Below are 16,623 nucleotides of genomic sequence, written 5' to 3'. Positions count from 1 at the left end.
TACGGACCTCGGAGCGCGGGCATTGCGGAATGTCGCTATCGCAGATCCGCTATCGACCGACTAGCGTCAGCGCTCGATGGACCGACTGCCGCACCCGACCCGTCGCGTCCTCGTCACAACGGGCGTCGCGCTGCTGCTCGGCCTCGCGACCGCCGCCCTCGCGTGGTGGCGGCTCGGTCCGGTCACCCGCGGCACGGTGTGGGCGGAGGACGGCGGCCTGTTCCTCCGGGAGCGGATGGCCCTCGGCCCGGTGGACTCGCTCCTGCGCCCGTACGCCGGCTACCTGCACCTCGTCCCTCGGCTGCTCGTCGACCTCGGGTGGTCGCTCCCGGTCGAGGACTACGCGCTGGTGCTCTCCGGCGGCGCCTGCGTCGTCGTCGGCGTCCTGGCCGCCGCGGTCTTCCTGCTCGCCCGGGACACCGTCCCGGTCGCACCGGTCCGTGCGCTCCTCGCCGCGGCACCGGCGCTGCTGCCGCTCGCGCCGTACGAGATCAGCGGGAACGCCGCCAACCTGCACTGGTTCATGCTCTTCACGGCGCCGTGGCTGTTCGCCCACCGGGCGCGGACCTGGTGGTCGTCCGGTGCGGTGGCGGTGCTCGCGGTGTTCGTGGTCCTCACCGAGGTCCAGACCGTGGCGTTCCTGCCGCTCCTGCTCCTCGCGTGGCTGCCGCTCCGGGACGCCTCGGGGGCACGAGCCTGGCCGCGCGCCGTTCCCGTGACGGTCGTCGCGATCGCCGGGGTGACCGCGCAGGTGGTCACGGCGCTCACGACCGAGCGGACCGAGCGACCGGGCGCTCCCGCGATCGCGGACGTCGCCGCCGGGTGGCTGCTGCAGCCGTTCGCGGGCAACTGGGACCCGGACGTCGGCGCGGTCGTCCGTGCGGTGCTCGACCGCGGCTGGGTCGTCGTGGCCGTGCCGGCCGCGCTCCTGCTGCTCGTGCTCGTCGCCGCTGCCGTCGTCGCGTCGTGGCGCGCACGCGTGCTGACGATCGCCCTGACGGTCGCCTCGCTCGGGGTGTGGTGGGCGGCCCTGGTCGCGAACGGGGGAGCGACCCAGGCATGGGCGGAGCCCGTCGAGGCCCTCGCGGACGTCGAGCCGCTCCGCTACGCGGCCGCGTCGGGCCTCCTCCTGCTGGCCGCGGTGCTCGTCGCAGCGGGCGTCCTCGTCGGGTCGGCCGGGTGGTCGGCGCGAGCCCGGCGTCGGACCCGGCCGGGAGGCGCGGCTCGCCTCACCGGGGCCGTCACCGGGTGGTGCGTGGTCGCGCTCGTCGTCGCGGTGGCGGCCGCGGGGGCCGTCCCCGGCCCGACGCGGCGGAGCGAGGGGCCGATCTGGGCGGACCAGATCCCGGCGGCGGTCACCGCGTGCGCGGGGGACCGGTCCGGCTCGGTCGACGTGCGGACCGCGCCGTGGGGCGTCCAGGTGCCGTGCGCGCGGCTGCTCCCGGCGACCGGCGGACACTGAGGCGGATCGCCCCGTCGCTCAGCGGGCTGCGGGCGTCCGGAACTCGCGGCGGGCGCGCGGGGTGCGCGGGCCGTCCCCGGTGGAGCGCGGCTCCTCGCCGACCAGGACGATGCGCGTCTTGATCGCGATGAGCGCGAAGAGCACCCAGTTGCCCTGGTAGAGCAGGCGTGACTCGGCCACCGACTGCACGAGCAGCGCGACCACGACCAGGAGCGGCAGCAGGGACACCGGGTCGAACGAGCGGGGCGCCAGGGTCTCGTCGTACCCGATCCGGGTCGCGGAGGACCACGAGCGGTTCAGCGTCGTCACGACGTACAGCGCGAAGAGCACGAGCCCGATGATGCCGGTCTGCATCCAGACGTCGAGGTACGCGTCGTGTGCCTGCAGGTAGGTGACGCCCTTCCGGTGCGCCAGGTCGGCCAGGGTCGGGATGGACGGCCACCAGTACCCGATCCACCCCCAGCCGACCACCGGGTGCTGGTCGATGAGCCCGAGGACCCGCTCCCAGATGACCCCGCGTCCCGTGGCGTCCGCGCCCTTGCCGAGCAACTCGGAGACCGCTCCGCGGGCGAGGAACGCCACGACGGCGACGACGACCGCGCCGACGGCGACGACCAGGTACCGCGGGGTCCGGCGCTCGGTCGGGACCCGGCGGATCCACAGTGCGACGCCCAGGGCCACCAGGACGGCGACCGCGGCCGCGAGCACCGTCGACGACCGCGTGAGCGCGAGCACGAGCACCGCGACGACGAGCCACCCGATCGTGCGGTTCCGACCCATCCGTCCCTCGGCGAACTGCACGGCGACGGCGATCGCCGCGAGCAGGGCGACCATCGCGAGCAGGTTGGCGTTGCCGGGGAGCCCCTGGATGCGGCCGCCGGTGAAGAGCTCGGCGCGCGAGAAGTAGAACGCGTCGGGGATCGGGCGGTTCCCGTAGTCCGTCCAGATCGGTGCGATCGGGTGCCGCACGACGACCGCGACGACGGCCTCGAACACGAGGGACAGCATCAGCACCCAGCGCAGTGCCGCGCTGAGAGCATCGAGGATCCGTCGCCACGTCAGCGTCGAGGCGACGGTGAACGCCATCGCGGCGCAGATCACCTGCACGGTGATGCTCGCCAGGGTGGCCGGACGCCAGTGTGACCAGACCAGGGACACCAGGCACCAGGCCAGGAAGAACCAGAGTGACCGCGGCGTCCGGGTGATCGGTGGTCGGGCCCGCACCAGGACCGTCACACCCCAGACGGCCACGAGCGCCCACAGGATGCCGGCGCCGACCCAGGTCAGCGTGTTCGGCACCGCGTCGCCGGCGAACAGGACGAAGAGGATCGTCGCACCGAAGGCGAACGCCTCGCGCTCGGGTACGGTCCCGCGCGAGAGCGGCCAGGTGTTCGTCACGGTGTCAGGCTACCCGGCGCGGGGGCCTCGGCCGGTGTCACCGGGCCAGGTCCCGCAGCGCATCGGCGATGCCCGCGCCGAGCTTCGGCACGAGGGTCATCGCGAAGGTGTTCGTCAGGTGCGTCCGGTCGCGGTAGACGAGGACGCCCCCGATGACCGCGGGGCAGGTCTGCTCGGTGCAGTACTCCGACGTGAAGTCGAGCATGCGCGCCCGGCCGTCCATCCGGGCGACCGCCTGCGCGGTGCCGTCGAAGTCCCGGAGTGCGCCGGCGCGGTCGGAGTCGCAGGCGTTCGTGGTCGGTCCGGACATCTGGCCGACGCACGCGACGACGTCCGGACGGGCGGTCGGGTTGTCCCGGATCGCGATCACCGGGATGCCCTCGTCGGCGGCCACGGTCCAGGCGTCGACCATGCCGTCGACGACCGTGTCCGGCGTCGAACGACCGTCCGAGGCGACCACGGGGGTGTTCCCGTTGGAGTGCGTGACGATCAGCCCGTCGAGGTCCGGCTGGGACCGCAGGTACTGCAGCGCCTTCTGCTTCCACTGGTCGCAGACCTGTTGCAGCTGCTGGCTGTTCGCGCGCTGCTGCGCCGTCGTCAGGTAGCACCCGGCGTGCCCGGCGACGTCGATGCGCCAGTTCCGCTCCTTCGCGATCTTCTCGTAGGCGTCCACGAAGACGTTGTTGTGCGAGTCGCCGATCGCGACGAGGTGCTTCGTGTACCCGGTCTTCGGACCGAGCTCGCACAGGTTCAGGTCGTCGGTGCTGTTCGACCAGCACGCCGGCCGGTTCGAGTCGTCCGACGCGGCGATGGAGGCCGCCGGCACCCGGACGTCGGTGAGCCGCGGGTTGACGCACGGCTTCGCTGCCGAGATGTCCGCGGCCGCGCCGAAGCAGTCCACGTCGCCGCTGCTGAGCCGCTCGGAGAACTGTGCCGCCTGCACCTGCTGCACGTGCAGCGCCGTGAGCGACGCGGCACCGAGTGCGGCGACCAGGACCGTCGCGAGTGCCCCGTAGAGCGCGACGCGGCGGGGTCGCAGGGCCTTGACCCACCCGGAGAACCGCAGCGGTTCCTCGATGAGGAGCGTGGTGGCCGAGGCGATGACGAACGCGCCGACCAGGATCGCCAGCTTGTCCTTCGTCGTGAGCTCGTGCCGGAGCGCGATCGGCACGATGACCACGGCGGGCCAGTGCCAGAGGTAGACGGCGTAGGAGATCCGGCCGGTGAAGCCGATCGGGCCGAACCGTCCGATGCGCTGGAGCCCGGAGTGGCCGCCGAACAGCACGACGAGCCCGGCGCCCGCGACGGGCAGCGCCGCGGCGATGCCCGGGAACGGTGTGGACGCGGTGATCAGGAAGAGGGAGGCGACGAGCGCGGCGGCGCCGAGCCACGCACCGACGACGCGGACCGCGCGGGCCGGCGCGGTGCGCGGTGCCGACAGCGGGACGGTCGCGGCGAGCCCGCCGAGGGCGAACTCCCACGCGCGGGTGGCGGTCGAGAAGTACGCGATGCCCGAGGCGGTCTCGGTCTGCACGATGCTCCACGCCAGGGAGACCACGACGACGGTGCCGAGCAGCACCTGCGCGACGGCGACGGGGGACACCTGCCCCCGGCGCGCGCGACGGCCGAGCCAGAGCGCACCGAGCAGCAGCAACGGCAGGGCGATGTAGAACTGCTCCTCCACCGACAACGACCAGAAGTGCTGGAACGGCGACGGCTGGTTGCCCTGCGCGAGGTAGTCCACCGAGTCCGCCGCGAGCTGCCAGTTCTGCACGTAGACGGTGGAGGCGATGAGTTCGCGACCGTACTGGCCCCAGAGCGCGCTCGGGACCCAGAGCAGCACGGCCGTGCCGGTCGCGAGGATCGTCAGGAACGCGCCGGGCAGCAGCCGCTTCGCCCGTCGCGACCAGAACCCGGCGAGTCCGATCCGCCCCGTCGAGACGACCTCGCGCAGCAGGTGCCCGGTGATCAGGAATCCGGAGATGACGAAGAAGACGTCGACGCCGACGAAGCCGCCGGGCAGCCGGTTCGGCCAGAGGTGGTAGAGCACGACGGACAGGACGGCGAACGCGCGGAGCCCCTGAATGTCCCACCGGGTCGGGTCGGTCGTCCGCGGGGACGAGGAGCGGAGGGACCGTCGTGTGGGCGTCTCCACCGTGCTGCTGGCCATCGCGGAGAGTCTACGGCGAGCGCCGATATGCTCGGGCCCATGTTCCTCGGCATCACGAACACGCCCCGCGACTACGCCTGGGGGTCCGTCACCGCGATCCCCGAGCTCCTCGGCCGCACCGTCACCGGGGCTCCGCAGGCGGAACTCTGGCTCGGTGCGCACCCCGGCAGCCCGAGTGTCGTGGTGAACCCGGCGATGGTGGGCGGTGCCGACACCCTGCTCGACTGGATCGACGCCGAGCCGCAGACCGCTCTCGGTGCCGACCGCACCGGGCTGCCCTTCCTGCTCAAGGTCCTGGCCGCGGCTGCCCCGCTGTCCCTGCAGGCGCACCCCACGCCGGAGCAGGCGCGCGAGGGCTTCGAGCGCGAGGAGCGCGCCGGCGTGCCGATCGACGACCCGGCCCGGAACTACAAGGACCCGTTCCCCAAGCCCGAGCTCGTCGTCGCCCTGAGCGAGCGCTTCGAGGCGCTGAGCGGATTCCGCCCGGTCGACCAGACGCTCGCCGAGGTCGCCGTCCTCGACGCCGGCAGCGGGCGCCTCGGACCGCTCACCGTGCACCTGCAGCACGGGCTCGAGGACACCGTCCGCTGGCTCGAGACCGCGGACTCGTCGGCCGGGGCGATCGTGCAGGCGGTCAGCGACCTCGCGCTCGCGCTGCCGGACGACGCGCTCACGCCGAACCTGGCGACCGTGCGCGACCTCACCACGAGCTACCCCGGCGACCCCGGCATCGTGGTCTCGCTCCTGATGCACCGCGTGACCCTGGCGGCCGGCGAGGCGATGTACCTCCCCGCGGGCAACGTCCACGCGTACCTCGACGGGCTCGGCATCGAGCTGATGGCGCCGTCGGACAACGTGCTGCGCGGCGGTCTCACGCCGAAGCACGTCGACGTGCCGGAGCTGCTGCGCGTCCTCGACTTCACCGCGTACCCGGCGCCGGTGCTCACGCCCGAGCCGGTCGACGCGGGTGTGGAGCGGTTCGCCCCGGACGGTGTCGGCTTCGCCCTGCTGCGCGTCAGCGGCGACGGTCGTCCGGTGGGGCTCGGCACCGGCGGGGTCGCCCCGCTCGTCGGCCCCTCGATCGCGATCTGCACCGCCGGCGCGGTCACGCTCGTCGGTGCGGAGTCGGCGACGCTGCTCCGACAGGGGGAGTCCTGCTACATCACGCCCGACGAGGGCGACGTCACCGTCGAGGCCGACGGCGGCAGCGGCATCGCGTCGACGGTCTTCATCGCGACCGGAGCGTGAGCACGGGGACGGGGAGCGCCGTCCGCTAGCGTGGCCAGCATGAGTTGGCTGGTCACCGGCGGTGCCGGGTACATCGGGTCCCACGTCGTCCGAGCGCTGCGGGCGGCGGGCATCGACACCGTCGCGTTCGACGACCTGTCGAGCGGTTTCCGGGAGTTCGTGCCCGAGGACGTCCCGTTCGTCGAGGGCACGATCCTCGACGGCGAGCTCGTCGCACGCACGCTCCGGGACCACGCGGTGACCGGCGTCGTGCACGTGGCGGGCTTCAAGTACGCGGGTGTCTCGGTCGAGCGTCCGCTGCACACCTACGAGCAGAACGTCACCGGCATGGCGACCCTGCTCCGGGCGATGGCGGAGAACGGCGTGACCAAGGCGGTCTTCTCGTCGAGCGCGGCCGTCTACGGCACGCCGGACGTCGAGTCCGTGGTCGAGGACACCCCGAAGGCCCCTGAGTCCCCGTACGGCGAGTCGAAGCTCATCGGCGAGTGGCTGCTGCGTGACATGGAGGTCGCCGCCGGGTTCACGACGACGTCGCTGCGCTACTTCAACGTCGTCGGCTCGGGGGAGCCGGACCTGTACGACGCGAGCCCGCACAACCTCTTCCCGCTGGTGTTCGACGCGCTCCTGGCCGGGCGGACCCCGCGCATCAACGGCGACGACTACGCGACGCCGGACGGCACCTGCGTGCGGGACTACGTGCACGTGGCCGACCTCGCGCACTCGCACGCCGTGGCCGCGCAGAAGCTCGAGGCGGGCGAACCCCTCGACCGCGCCTACAACCTCGGCAGCGGTGACGGCGTCAGCGTCCGGCAGATCATGGACGCCATGGCGACGGGGACCGGCATCGCGTTCGAGCCGGAGATCGCCCCGCGACGCGCCGGTGACCCGGCTCGGATCGTCGCGACCGGTGAGGCCGCGGCCCGCGATCTCGAGTGGGCGATGCGCCACACGCTCGACGAGATGGTCTCGAGCGCGTGGGAGGCCCGCCGCCGCGTCTCCTGACCGGTCGCGGGGACGGAGCCTGTCCCCCGAAACCCGGACAGACGAGGCGCGACACGCCCGTACGGGGGACATGACACGCCGGAACGGTCAGAGCCTTCTATGATCCGCGACTTGACTCTCGCGAATGACACCGCTGTAATTACAGGCACGACAGCAATTGTTGTGGTCCCGTTATCGAGACGTCAGGGGTGATCAGGGTGAACGGTTCCGACTTCCACGCCGGAGTACCGGAGGACTGGCACGTCGACCCCGTCGCGCTCGGCGTCCCGGGCGTCCGCCGTCCCGAGACGGACGACGAGGAGAACCCGCTCGCCTGGCAGGTCGACTCGCTGTGCGCGCAGACCGACCCCGAGGCCTTCTTCCCGGAGAAGGGCGGCTCGACGCGTGAGGCGAAGAAGATCTGCACCTCGTGCGAGGTCCGGGCGCAGTGCCTCGAGTACGCGCTCGAGAACGACGAGCGCTTCGGCATCTGGGGCGGGCTGTCCGAGCGCGAGCGCCGCAAGCTCCGGAAGCGCGCCTAGGCGCGCACCCGCCGTCCTGGAGGCACGGATCACGTCCGACGCGCACCGCGCGATGATGGCATCCACAGGTTCACGGCGCGCCGTCGTGCGCAGGCCGAGCCGCGCCTCCAGACCGTAGAGTGACGCCCGTCATGCAGCCCAGAGTCACCGCGATCCTCGTCGCCGCCAACGGGGCGGACCACCTCGACCGGACCCTGGACGCGCTCGCGGCCCAGACCCGTCACCCGGAGAACCTCGTCGTCGTCGACCTCGGGTCGACCGACGGCTCGACCCAGGACCTGTCGTTCGGCGGGTCCGCGGAACTCCTCCGGCTGCCCGCCGGCCGCCCCTTCGGCGAGGCGGTGGCCCGGGGCGAGCGCGAAGCGCCGCCCGTCGTCGCGGACGAACCCGTGGACGAGTGGCTCTGGCTGCTCGGCCACGACAACGCACCGTCGCCGACGGCACTCGCCGACCTGCTCTCGGCGGTCGAGATCGCACCGTCGGTCGTCGTCGCCGGCCCGAAGTCCGTCGCGGTCGACGACCCGTCCCTCATCCGCGCGTTCGGCGAGAGCATGACCCGCTTCGGCCGGTCGCTCGTCCTCGTGCAGGACGAGCTCGACCAGGGTCAGCACGACCGGCACACCGACGTGCTGGCGGTCGCGGCGGGCGGCATGCTCGTCCGCCGATCGGTCTGGAACGAGCTCGGCGGCTTCGACCCGGCACTGCCGAACGTCGACGCCGCACTGGACTTCTGCGTCCGGGTCCGTCTGGCCGGCCACCGCGTCGCCGTCGTCCCCGAGGCCCGCGTCACGACCGCCGGCCCGATCGAGGAGTTCGGCCGCAAGCGTGTCTCCGAGAGCCGTCGGGTGCGGATGCACCGCCAGGCACAGCTGCACCGGCGGATGACGTACGCGCCCGCCGGCGTGCTGTGGATCCACTGGCTCACCCTCGTGCCGTTCGCCCTCGCACGCGCCGTCGGACACCTCGTGGCGAAGCACCCCGCGGCCGTCAACGGCGAACTCGCCGCGGCGTTCGCGGTGGCGTTCGGCGGGGGCACCGGACGGTCCCGGAAGGTCCTCGCCCGGAACAAGAAGCTCGGGTGGGCCGCCGTCGAACCGCTCCGGGTGAGCTGGCGGCGGGTCCACGAACGACGCACCACGTCCAGGGACGTCGAGCTCGCCCGCGTCGAGGACGCCCCGATCGCACGGGCCTCGTTCCTCGGCGACGGCGGGATCTGGGTCGTCCTGGCGGCGGCCGTCCTCAGCGTCGTCACGCTCTACCCGCTGCTCGGATCGCCGGCACTGACCGGCGGGGGACTCCTGCCGCTCAGCACCGACGTCGCCCGGCTCTGGCAGAACGTCGGGTACGGCTGGCACTCCATCGGTACCGGGTTCACCGGACCGTCCGACCCGTTCGCGGCCGTCGTCGCCGTGCTCGGGTCCATCACGTTCTGGTCGCCGTCGACCTCGGTCGTGCTCGTCATGCTCGTCGCGTTCCCGGTCGCCGCGCTCGGCGCCTGGTTCGCGGTGCGCAAGGTCACGACGCGCGCCTGGGTGCCGGTGATCGGTGCCACCCTCTACACGATCGCCCCGACGCTCGTCGGCGCCGTCACGAGCGGACACCTCGGCGCCGTCATCGCGCACGTGCTGCTGCCCTGGCTGTTCCTCGCCGTGCTCGAGGCGCACCGCTCCTGGGCGTGGGCGTCCGGGGCCTCGCTGCTGTTCGCGGTCGTGGCGGCCTCGGCGCCGTCCCTGCTGCCGGTGCTCCTGGTCGCGTGGCTCGTCTCGCTCGTCGTCGGGTGGCGCCGCGCGCACCGACGGGTCTTCATCCCGGTGCCGGCCGCGGTCCTGTTCCTGCCGCTCGTGCTCGCCCAGATCGCCCGCGGCAACGTGCTCGCCGTGTTCGCCGACCCCGGCGTCCCGTCGGCGACCCGCGCCCCGTCGGCCTTCCAGCTGGCGATCGGCCAGCCGGTGCCGGACTGGAGCGGCTGGCTCCCGACGACCGCCGGGCTCGGGACGCTCACCGCGATCCTGCCGATCCTGATGGCGGTCCTCGCCCTGCCGATCGCCGCCGCAGCCCTCGGTGCGATGCTCGGACACCGCTGGGCGGTCGCCGGTGCCGCGCTCGTCGTCGCACTGCTCGGGTTCGCCACCGCCTTCGCCGCCACCCACGTCACCGTCACCGGTGTGGGGTCGACGACGACGATCGTCTGGCCGGGCAGCGGGTTGTCCGTCTACTGGCTCGCGATCGTCGCCGCGGCGTGCATCGGCATCGACGTGCTGCCGCGCCTCGCCCCGGTCGCCGGACTCACCGCGACCGTGCTCGGCGCCGTGGCCGTCGCGCCGGCGTTCGGTGCCTTCTACCTCGGCAACGCCGTCATCCAGCCCACCACCGGCCGGGTCCTCAGTGCCTACGTGAACGCCGAGGCGCAGGCCAACCCGGACGTCGGCACGCTCGTCGTGCAGCCGCAGGACGACGGCTCGCTCGCCGTCTCGCTCGAGCGCGGCCAGGGGTCGACGCTCGACGACCAGTCCACGCTGGACTCGACGGCGCTGACCCTGAGCCGGTCCGGGGCACAGCTCGCCACCCTCGCCGGGAACCTCGCCAGCCGGAGCGGCTACGACCCGCAGCCGGCACTGCGCCAGCTCGGGGTGAGCTTCGTCCTGCTCGACGACCCGTCCGACGACGCCGGGGCGCAGGAGGTCCACGACCGCGCCGCCGGGGCGATCGGGCAGAACGCGCTCTTCACGAGCATCGGTGAGACCACCAGCGGCCAGCTGTTCCACTACGAGGGCGACGTCGACCGGACCTCCACCGGTTCGACCGCCGCGCGGGCCACGCACGTGCTGTACCTCATCGTGCTCGGCGTCGTGTTCGGCGCCGCAGCCCTGCTCGCCGTCCCGACCGCACCCCGCCGACGCCGTGCCACCTCGAACGTCATCGAGGCCGAGGAACCCGCCACCACCTTCGACGAGGAGCGCGACGAATGAGCACCAACTCCGCCTCCGTCCGCCGCTGGGTCGTCCGCGGCACCGCGACCGCGGTCGCCGTGGTCGTCGCCGCCGGTGCCGTCACCGCGGCGCACGCGATCGGGACCGAGACCGACCCGGGCCGTCCCGCGGGCAAGACGGTCACCCCCGTCCCGGCCGACGCCCAGCGCGTGTGCGCCGGGAGTGCCCTTCGCCTGTCCGACGACGCCGGCAACGACGCGACGAAGGCGAGCACCGTCGGGTCCGCCACCGTCGCCACCGCCACCACGGGCTCGACGGTCGAACGGTCCGCCCTCGATCCGTCGACCACCGGCGGCAGCGACCCGCGGCTGTTGACCGCACCGGCGGGGAAGACCACCCCGCAGGTCGCCGGCAGCAGCTACCAGAGCGTCTCGAGCGGCGACCTCGTCGGCATGGGCGCTGCATCGTGCGACGACCCGAGCCAGTCGACGTGGTTGGTCGGCGGTTCGACCGAGACCGGACGCACCAGCCTCGTCACACTGTCGAACCCGACCGACGTCAACGCCACGGTCGACCTCGCCGTCTACGACGGCACCGGTACGGTCAGCGCGCCCGGCACGACCGGCATCGTCGTCGCGCCGAACACGCAGAAGGTCGTCCCGCTGTCCGGCTTCGTCTCCGACCAGGGATCGACCGTCGTGCACGTCGAGTCGTCCGGCGGTCAGATCGTCGCGCACATGCAGGAGACCGTCGTCCGCACCCTCACCCCGGGCGGGTTCGACATCGTCTCCGGCGGTGCCGCGCCTGCTCGTCGGCAGGTCATCGCCGGCGTCGTGCTGCTCGGCGCCCAGGAGGCGCAGCGCGGTGACGACACCGCCGACGCCGCCCCGATCGTCCGGCTGTTCGTCCCGGGGACGAAGGCCGCACGGGTCACCCTCGGCATCACGACCGCGGACGGTGGGGGGTCCACCGTGAACGCGACCGCCGAGCCCGGGGTGGTGACCGACGTGTCGCTCGACGACTTCCCGGACGGGCGCTACTCGTTCACGGTGACCTCGACCGAGCCGCTCGTCGCGGGTGCACGGACGACCTCGCCGACCGAGGACGGCCGCACCGACCTCGCGTGGTTCGCGTCGGCGGAGCCGCTCGGCGCCTCGACCATCACGGCCGTCGCGCCGGGGGACGCGCCCCGCATGACCTTCGTCAACCCGACCCGGTCCGACGCCGAGGTCACGGTCCGGTCCGGGTCCCAAGAGCAGCGGATCGACGTCGTCGCCAGCGGGACGGCCACGGTCGGGGTGCCGGTGGCGACGCAGCTCCAGCTCACCGGCACGTCGGGGCTGGTCGCCGGTGTGACCTACCAGGGAGACGACGGCATCGCCGGGTTCCCGGTGCGGGCCGCGACCGAGGTCTCCACGCCGGTGCGCGTCTACCCCTGACCGGTCCGGGCCGGGTCGCCGCGGACGGTGGACCGTGCCCGTGGCGGCTCGGCAGCCGTGGTGGGTCGGCAGCCGTGCCGGGTCGTCAGCGGTGTCAGGTCGTCAGCGGTGTCAGGTCGTCAGCCGTGGCGGATCGCCACCGTTGGCGGGCCGTCAGCGGTGGCGGGCCGTCACCAGTGGCGGTAGCGGTCGGGGGCGAGGTCCCACGGGTCCTTGTCGATCAGCTCCCCGACGGCGCGGAACACGGCGGTCTCGATGATCACGCGCTTGTCGGTGTCGTCCTTCTCCGGGCTGCGGGTGACCCGCTCGACCGGGATCCGGAAGACCGTCAACCGCCGCTGCTCGCGGTCGACCCGCCACCGCGGCATGTGGTCCGGCAGCGTGGCGTCCGTCGGCATGTCCGCGACCTGGAACACGACGCCCGCGAGCTCGTCCGGCCAGAGCCCCAGCAGGTAGTGCGCGGTGTCGCCGACGATGCGGTCGAAGGTCTCCGCACGGGTGATGATGGGCGCGAGCTCCGGGCCGGTCACGCTCGACCGACCACCGCGACCGTGCCGGGAGCGGCCTCGACCACGGTCGACCGGGGTGACGAGACGTGTCCTGCGGCGCATCCTGACATCGTACGCGCGCGGCGGCTCGCGGCCGCTCCGGTAGGGTCGTGACCGGTATGGACGTCCGGATCTGCAGCAAGGTCGCCTGCGGCGCGAGCGCTGCGGCGACACTGACGTACGACTACGGCGACTCCATGGTGGTCGTCGGGCCGTTGTCCGGCCGCGTCGAACCGCACGGGTACGACCTCTGCGCCCGGCACGCGAGCCTGCTCCGGGTGCCGCGCGGCTGGCAGGTGGTGCGGCGCGAGCCGCTCCGGCGCGAGGCGGACTGATCCCGGTCCACGCATCCCTCCACAGGGGGCGGACGTGGAGGCCCGTCCACAGGGCGGCCGTCGTCTGACGACCCGCGCCTCCCGGCATGGAAGACTGGACCGCATGCCCACCGAAGCCCGCACTGCCGCTCCGTTCCGCGTCGCCGACCTCGCCCTCGCCGGGGCCGGCCGCCACCAGATCCGGCTCGCCGAGAACGAGATGCCGGGGCTGATGGCCCTGCGCGAGGAGTTCGGCGCCTCGCAGCCGCTCGCCGGCGCACGCATCGCCGGGTCGCTGCACATGACGGTGCAGACCGCGGTGCTCATCGAGACCCTCGTGGCGCTCGGCGCGCAGGTCCGCTGGGCGAGCTGCAACATCTTCTCGACGCAGGACGAAGCCGCGGCGGCCATCGCGGTGGGTCCGACGGGCACCCCCGAGTCGCCGGCCGGCGTGCCGGTGTTCGCGTGGAAGGGCGAGACGCTCGAGGAGTACTGGTGGTGCACCGACCGCATCTTCGACTGGTCGGCCGAAGCCGGCGCCGCGGGTGCCGAGTGGACCGGACCGAACCTCATCCTCGACGACGGCGGTGATGCCACCATGCTCGTGCACACCGGCGCCGATGCCGAGGCAGCCGGTCGCGTCCCGGACGCCGGGGCCGACGCCAGCACCGAGTGGAAGATCGTCCTCGACACCGTCGCCGCGTCGCTCCGGCACTCGACCGACCGTTGGACCCGCATCGCCGCGGACATCGAGGGCGTGACGGAGGAGACGACGACCGGCGTGCACCGTCTGTACGAGCTCGCACGCACCGGCGAACTGAAGTTCCCCGCCATCAACGTCAACGACTCCGTCACGAAGTCGAAGTTCGACAACAAGTACGGCATCCGGCACTCCCTGCCCGACGGGCTCAACCGCGCGACCGACGTCCTGATGGGCGGCAAGGTCGCGTTCGTCGTCGGGTACGGGGACGTCGGCAAGGGTGCGGCCGAGGCGCTGCGTGGTCAGGGTGCCCGGGTGATCGTGTCCGAGGTCGACCCGATCTGCGCACTCCAGGCGGCGATGGACGGCTACCAGGTCGCACGTCTGGCGGACGTCGTGGGCGAGGTCGACATGGTCATCACCTGCACCGGCAACCTCGGCGTCGTCGGTGTCGACGAGATGCTCGGTCTGAAGCACCTCGCGATCGTGGCGAACGTCGGGCACTTCGACAACGAGATCGACATGGCCGGTCTCGAGTCCCTGCCCGGGGTCGAGAAGGTCGAGATCAAGCCCCAGGTGCACGAGTGGCGCCTGCCGACCGGTCGCTCGATCCTCGTGCTCTCCGAGGGGCGCCTGATGAACCTCGGCAACGCGACCGGGCACCCGTCGTTCGTGATGAGCAACTCCTTCACGAACCAGGTGCTCGCGCAGATCGAGCTGCACACCCGGCGCTCGGAGTACCCGACCGGTGTGTACGTGCTGCCGAAGCACCTCGACGAGAAGGTCGCGCGACTGCACCTCGAGGCGCTCGGCGTCGAGCTCACCGAGCTCCGGCCGGAGCAGGCGGCGTACATCGGCGTGCCGGTCGAGGGGCCCTACAAGCCGGAGCACTACCGGTACTGACGCCACCCTCGGCTCGTCCGTGAGCCGGGCCGCGGTGGCGGTGGTGGCGGTGGTGCGGCGCTGCGATGACTGCTGGCACCGTGCCTCCAGGCCCGACCCGGGGTGCCAGCCTGCGTGCGACGTGCCGCTCGTGGGCTGCCGACGCGTCGAGACCGACAACCAACGACGGCCCGAACCGAGGGATCCCACGGTTCGGGCCGGTTCCGTTTGTGCGACGCCAGCCCGCGCCGGGCTTGGCGTGGCCGAACTCAGCTGAGCGCGCCCCGATCCGAACACCGCGCCCCGGGCCTCCGGGGCGCGGTGTTCGTGAAGGGGCGCGGTGTCAGCCGCGGCCGCGACCGCGGCGACCGCGGCCGCGACCGCGGCGACCGCGGCCGCGGTCGCCGCGGTCGCGGGGGCGCCTGTGACGTCGGCGGTGGCCCGTGGCGATGGCCGACGGGCCGCGCCGGACAACCGAGATCAGCTCGAACCGCGGGGTCCCACGGTTCGAGCTGATCTCGGTTGTGCGACGCCAGCCCGCGTCGGCTTGGCGTGGCCCGACTCGTCTGACCGCGCCCCAATCCGAACACCGCGCCCCGGGCCTCCGGGGCGCGGTGTTCGTGAAGGGGCGCGGTGTCAGCCGCGGCCGCGACCGCGGCGACCGCGGCCGCGCTCGGGACGTCGGCGGCGGCGCGCGGCGATGGCCGGCGGGCCGTTACGGACAACCAACGACGGCTCGAACCGCGGGGTCCCACGGTTCGAGCTGATCTCGGTTGTGCGACGCCAGCCCGCGTCGGCTTGGCGTGGCCCGACTCGTCTGACCGCGCCCCGATCCGGACACCGCGCCCCGGGCCTCCGGGGCGCGGTGTTCGTGAAGGGGCGCGGTGTCAGCCGCGGCCGCGACCGCGGCGACCGCGGCCGCGCTCGGGACGTCGGCGGCGGCGCGCGGCGAAGGCCGGCGGGCCGTTACGGACAACCAACGACGGCTCGAACCGCTGGATCACGCGGTTCGAGCCGATCTCGGTTGTGCGGATCCGCGCCGCGCCGCGCGCCCGCCGCGCCCGGCCGCGCCGCGCGCCCGCCGCGCCCGCGTCAGCGCGGGAAGCCCGGCGGCCGCGCCGACGCCCGCTCCGCGGCCTCGTCGAGCATCGCGGCCCGGGACCGCAGCGCCCGCAGGTCCCGCTCGCGCCGGAGCACGACGACCCCGGCGAGGAACACCTCCGGGTGCACCGCCGGCACCGGGTGCGCGAACTCCGCCACCTGCGCCACGAGCGCCCGCGCGGTCGACTCCCGCAGCTCCGGGCGGAGGTCGGCGGCCCCGCGGAAGAACGCTCCCAACCGGTTCTCGAGCCGCTGCGGGAGCGCCGAGACGTCGGCCACCCCGGCCCACGAGACCAGTTCGACGGGCAGCACCACCTGCGGATCGCGGTACTTCGTCGCGCGCTCGTGCTGCACGAACGTCCCCGCGAGCAGGTCGCCGAGCCGCCGTGGTCGGGATCCGAACAGCGCGACGAGGAGGGCGACCGAGCCGATCGTCATCCAGAGCTCGAACAGTCCGACGAGCGCGCGGGCGAATGCGTGCCGGAAGCCGATCGCGCCACCGTCGAGCCGCACGACCCGGGTGCCGGTGGCGTACCGGCCGACGCTCTTGCCACGGGTGACGGTCTCGACGGCCGCCGGGACGAGGACGAGCACGCCGACCAGGACACCGATCTGCAGTGCGGCTGCCCACGCGTCGTCGAGGTCGCTCGGCCACACCCGGGAGAGGCCGATCATCAGCATGGCGGAGAGCGCGACCAGGCAGACCCCGTCGAGCAGTGCCGCTGCCAGTCGGAGCGCGATGCCGGCGGGCTGGACGTCGAGCGCGACGGCTTCGCCGACGACGAGTTCGTCCGCGGTGTCGTCGAGGGCGCGGACGAACCGGGCATCGGCGAGGTCACGCGGCGCGCGGGTCTTCGGCATGGGATCATTCTGTCGGAAGCGGGACGCCACGGGCGAGACCCGGCCGG

Annotated in this window: 12 protein-coding genes; 8 read left to right on the top strand and 4 right to left on the bottom strand. The window is 73.2% G+C overall.

The window, feature by feature from the left end:
• Positions 1-76: 76 nt before the first annotated feature.
• The gene (locus tag ACRQ4B_RS13780; protein ID WP_439691968.1) at positions 77-1,462 is read left to right on the top strand and encodes a hypothetical protein; all 1,386 of its coding nucleotides are present in this window, start codon (positions 77-79) and stop codon (positions 1,460-1,462) included.
• Positions 1,463-1,480: 18 nt separating this feature from the next.
• Here the strand turns inward: ACRQ4B_RS13780 and ACRQ4B_RS13775 are convergent, their stop codons facing one another.
• Positions 1,481-2,860, bottom strand: a complete 1,380-nt coding sequence (locus tag ACRQ4B_RS13775) for an O-antigen ligase family protein (protein WP_439691967.1) — start codon at positions 2,858-2,860, stop codon at positions 1,481-1,483.
• A gap of 37 nt (positions 2,861-2,897) precedes the next feature.
• Positions 2,898-5,030: an acyltransferase family protein gene (locus tag ACRQ4B_RS13770; protein WP_439691966.1), complete on the bottom strand. Its 2,133-nt coding sequence runs from the start codon at positions 5,028-5,030 to the stop codon at positions 2,898-2,900.
• A gap of 39 nt (positions 5,031-5,069) precedes the next feature.
• Between ACRQ4B_RS13770 and manA the strand changes: the two genes are divergently transcribed.
• The 5 genes from manA (at position 5,070) to ACRQ4B_RS13745 (ending at position 12,170) form a co-directional block, all read left to right on the top strand.
• The gene (manA, locus tag ACRQ4B_RS13765; protein WP_439691965.1) at positions 5,070-6,278 is read left to right on the top strand and encodes a mannose-6-phosphate isomerase, class I; all 1,209 of its coding nucleotides are present in this window, start codon (positions 5,070-5,072) and stop codon (positions 6,276-6,278) included.
• Between the two features lie 39 nt (positions 6,279-6,317).
• Positions 6,318-7,280, top strand: a complete 963-nt coding sequence (galE, locus tag ACRQ4B_RS13760) for a UDP-glucose 4-epimerase GalE (protein ID WP_439691964.1) — start codon at positions 6,318-6,320, stop codon at positions 7,278-7,280.
• A 188-nt stretch (positions 7,281-7,468) separates the two neighbouring features.
• Positions 7,469-7,801 carry a WhiB family transcriptional regulator gene (locus ACRQ4B_RS13755; protein ID WP_374114433.1) on the top strand — a complete coding sequence of 111 codons (333 nt, stop codon included), beginning with the start codon at positions 7,469-7,471 and terminating at the stop codon, positions 7,799-7,801.
• 131 nt (positions 7,802-7,932) lie between these two features.
• Positions 7,933-10,770 carry a glycosyltransferase gene (locus ACRQ4B_RS13750; protein ID WP_439691963.1) on the top strand — a complete coding sequence of 946 codons (2,838 nt, stop codon included), beginning with the start codon at positions 7,933-7,935 and terminating at the stop codon, positions 10,768-10,770.
• The gene (locus ACRQ4B_RS13745) at positions 10,767-12,170 is read left to right on the top strand and encodes a DUF5719 family protein (protein WP_439691962.1); all 1,404 of its coding nucleotides are present in this window, start codon (positions 10,767-10,769) and stop codon (positions 12,168-12,170) included. Before ACRQ4B_RS13750 ends, ACRQ4B_RS13745 begins: the two co-directional genes overlap by 4 nt.
• Positions 12,171-12,340: 170 nt before the next feature.
• On the opposite strand, the gene ACRQ4B_RS13740 is transcribed toward ACRQ4B_RS13745, so the two are convergent.
• The gene (locus ACRQ4B_RS13740; RefSeq protein WP_439691961.1) at positions 12,341-12,781 is read right to left on the bottom strand and encodes a hypothetical protein; all 441 of its coding nucleotides are present in this window, start codon (positions 12,779-12,781) and stop codon (positions 12,341-12,343) included.
• Positions 12,782-12,837: 56 nt separating this feature from the next.
• On the opposite strand from ACRQ4B_RS13740, the gene ACRQ4B_RS13735 reads away from it, so the two are divergent.
• A complete protein-coding gene (locus ACRQ4B_RS13735) occupies positions 12,838-13,053 on the top strand; it encodes a DUF3499 family protein (protein WP_439694402.1) in 216 nt (71 codons plus the stop codon).
• Positions 13,054-13,156: 103 nt separating this feature from the next.
• Entirely contained in the window at positions 13,157-14,635 is a 1,479-nt protein-coding gene (ahcY, locus tag ACRQ4B_RS13730) for an adenosylhomocysteinase (protein ID WP_439691960.1), read from the top strand.
• Between the two features lie 1,071 nt (positions 14,636-15,706).
• Here the strand turns inward: ahcY and ACRQ4B_RS13725 are convergent.
• Positions 15,707-16,576: an RDD family protein gene (locus ACRQ4B_RS13725; protein ID WP_439691959.1), complete on the bottom strand. Its 870-nt coding sequence runs from the start codon at positions 16,574-16,576 to the stop codon at positions 15,707-15,709.
• Positions 16,577-16,623 lie beyond the last annotated feature (47 nt).

This window comes from Curtobacterium sp. SP.BCo (genome assembly GCF_051903265.1).
Classification (GTDB): Bacteria; Actinomycetota; Actinomycetes; order Actinomycetales; family Microbacteriaceae; genus Curtobacterium.
Note: the sequence above shows the minus strand (reverse complement) of the source record. Positions and strands in the feature narration are given on the sequence as shown.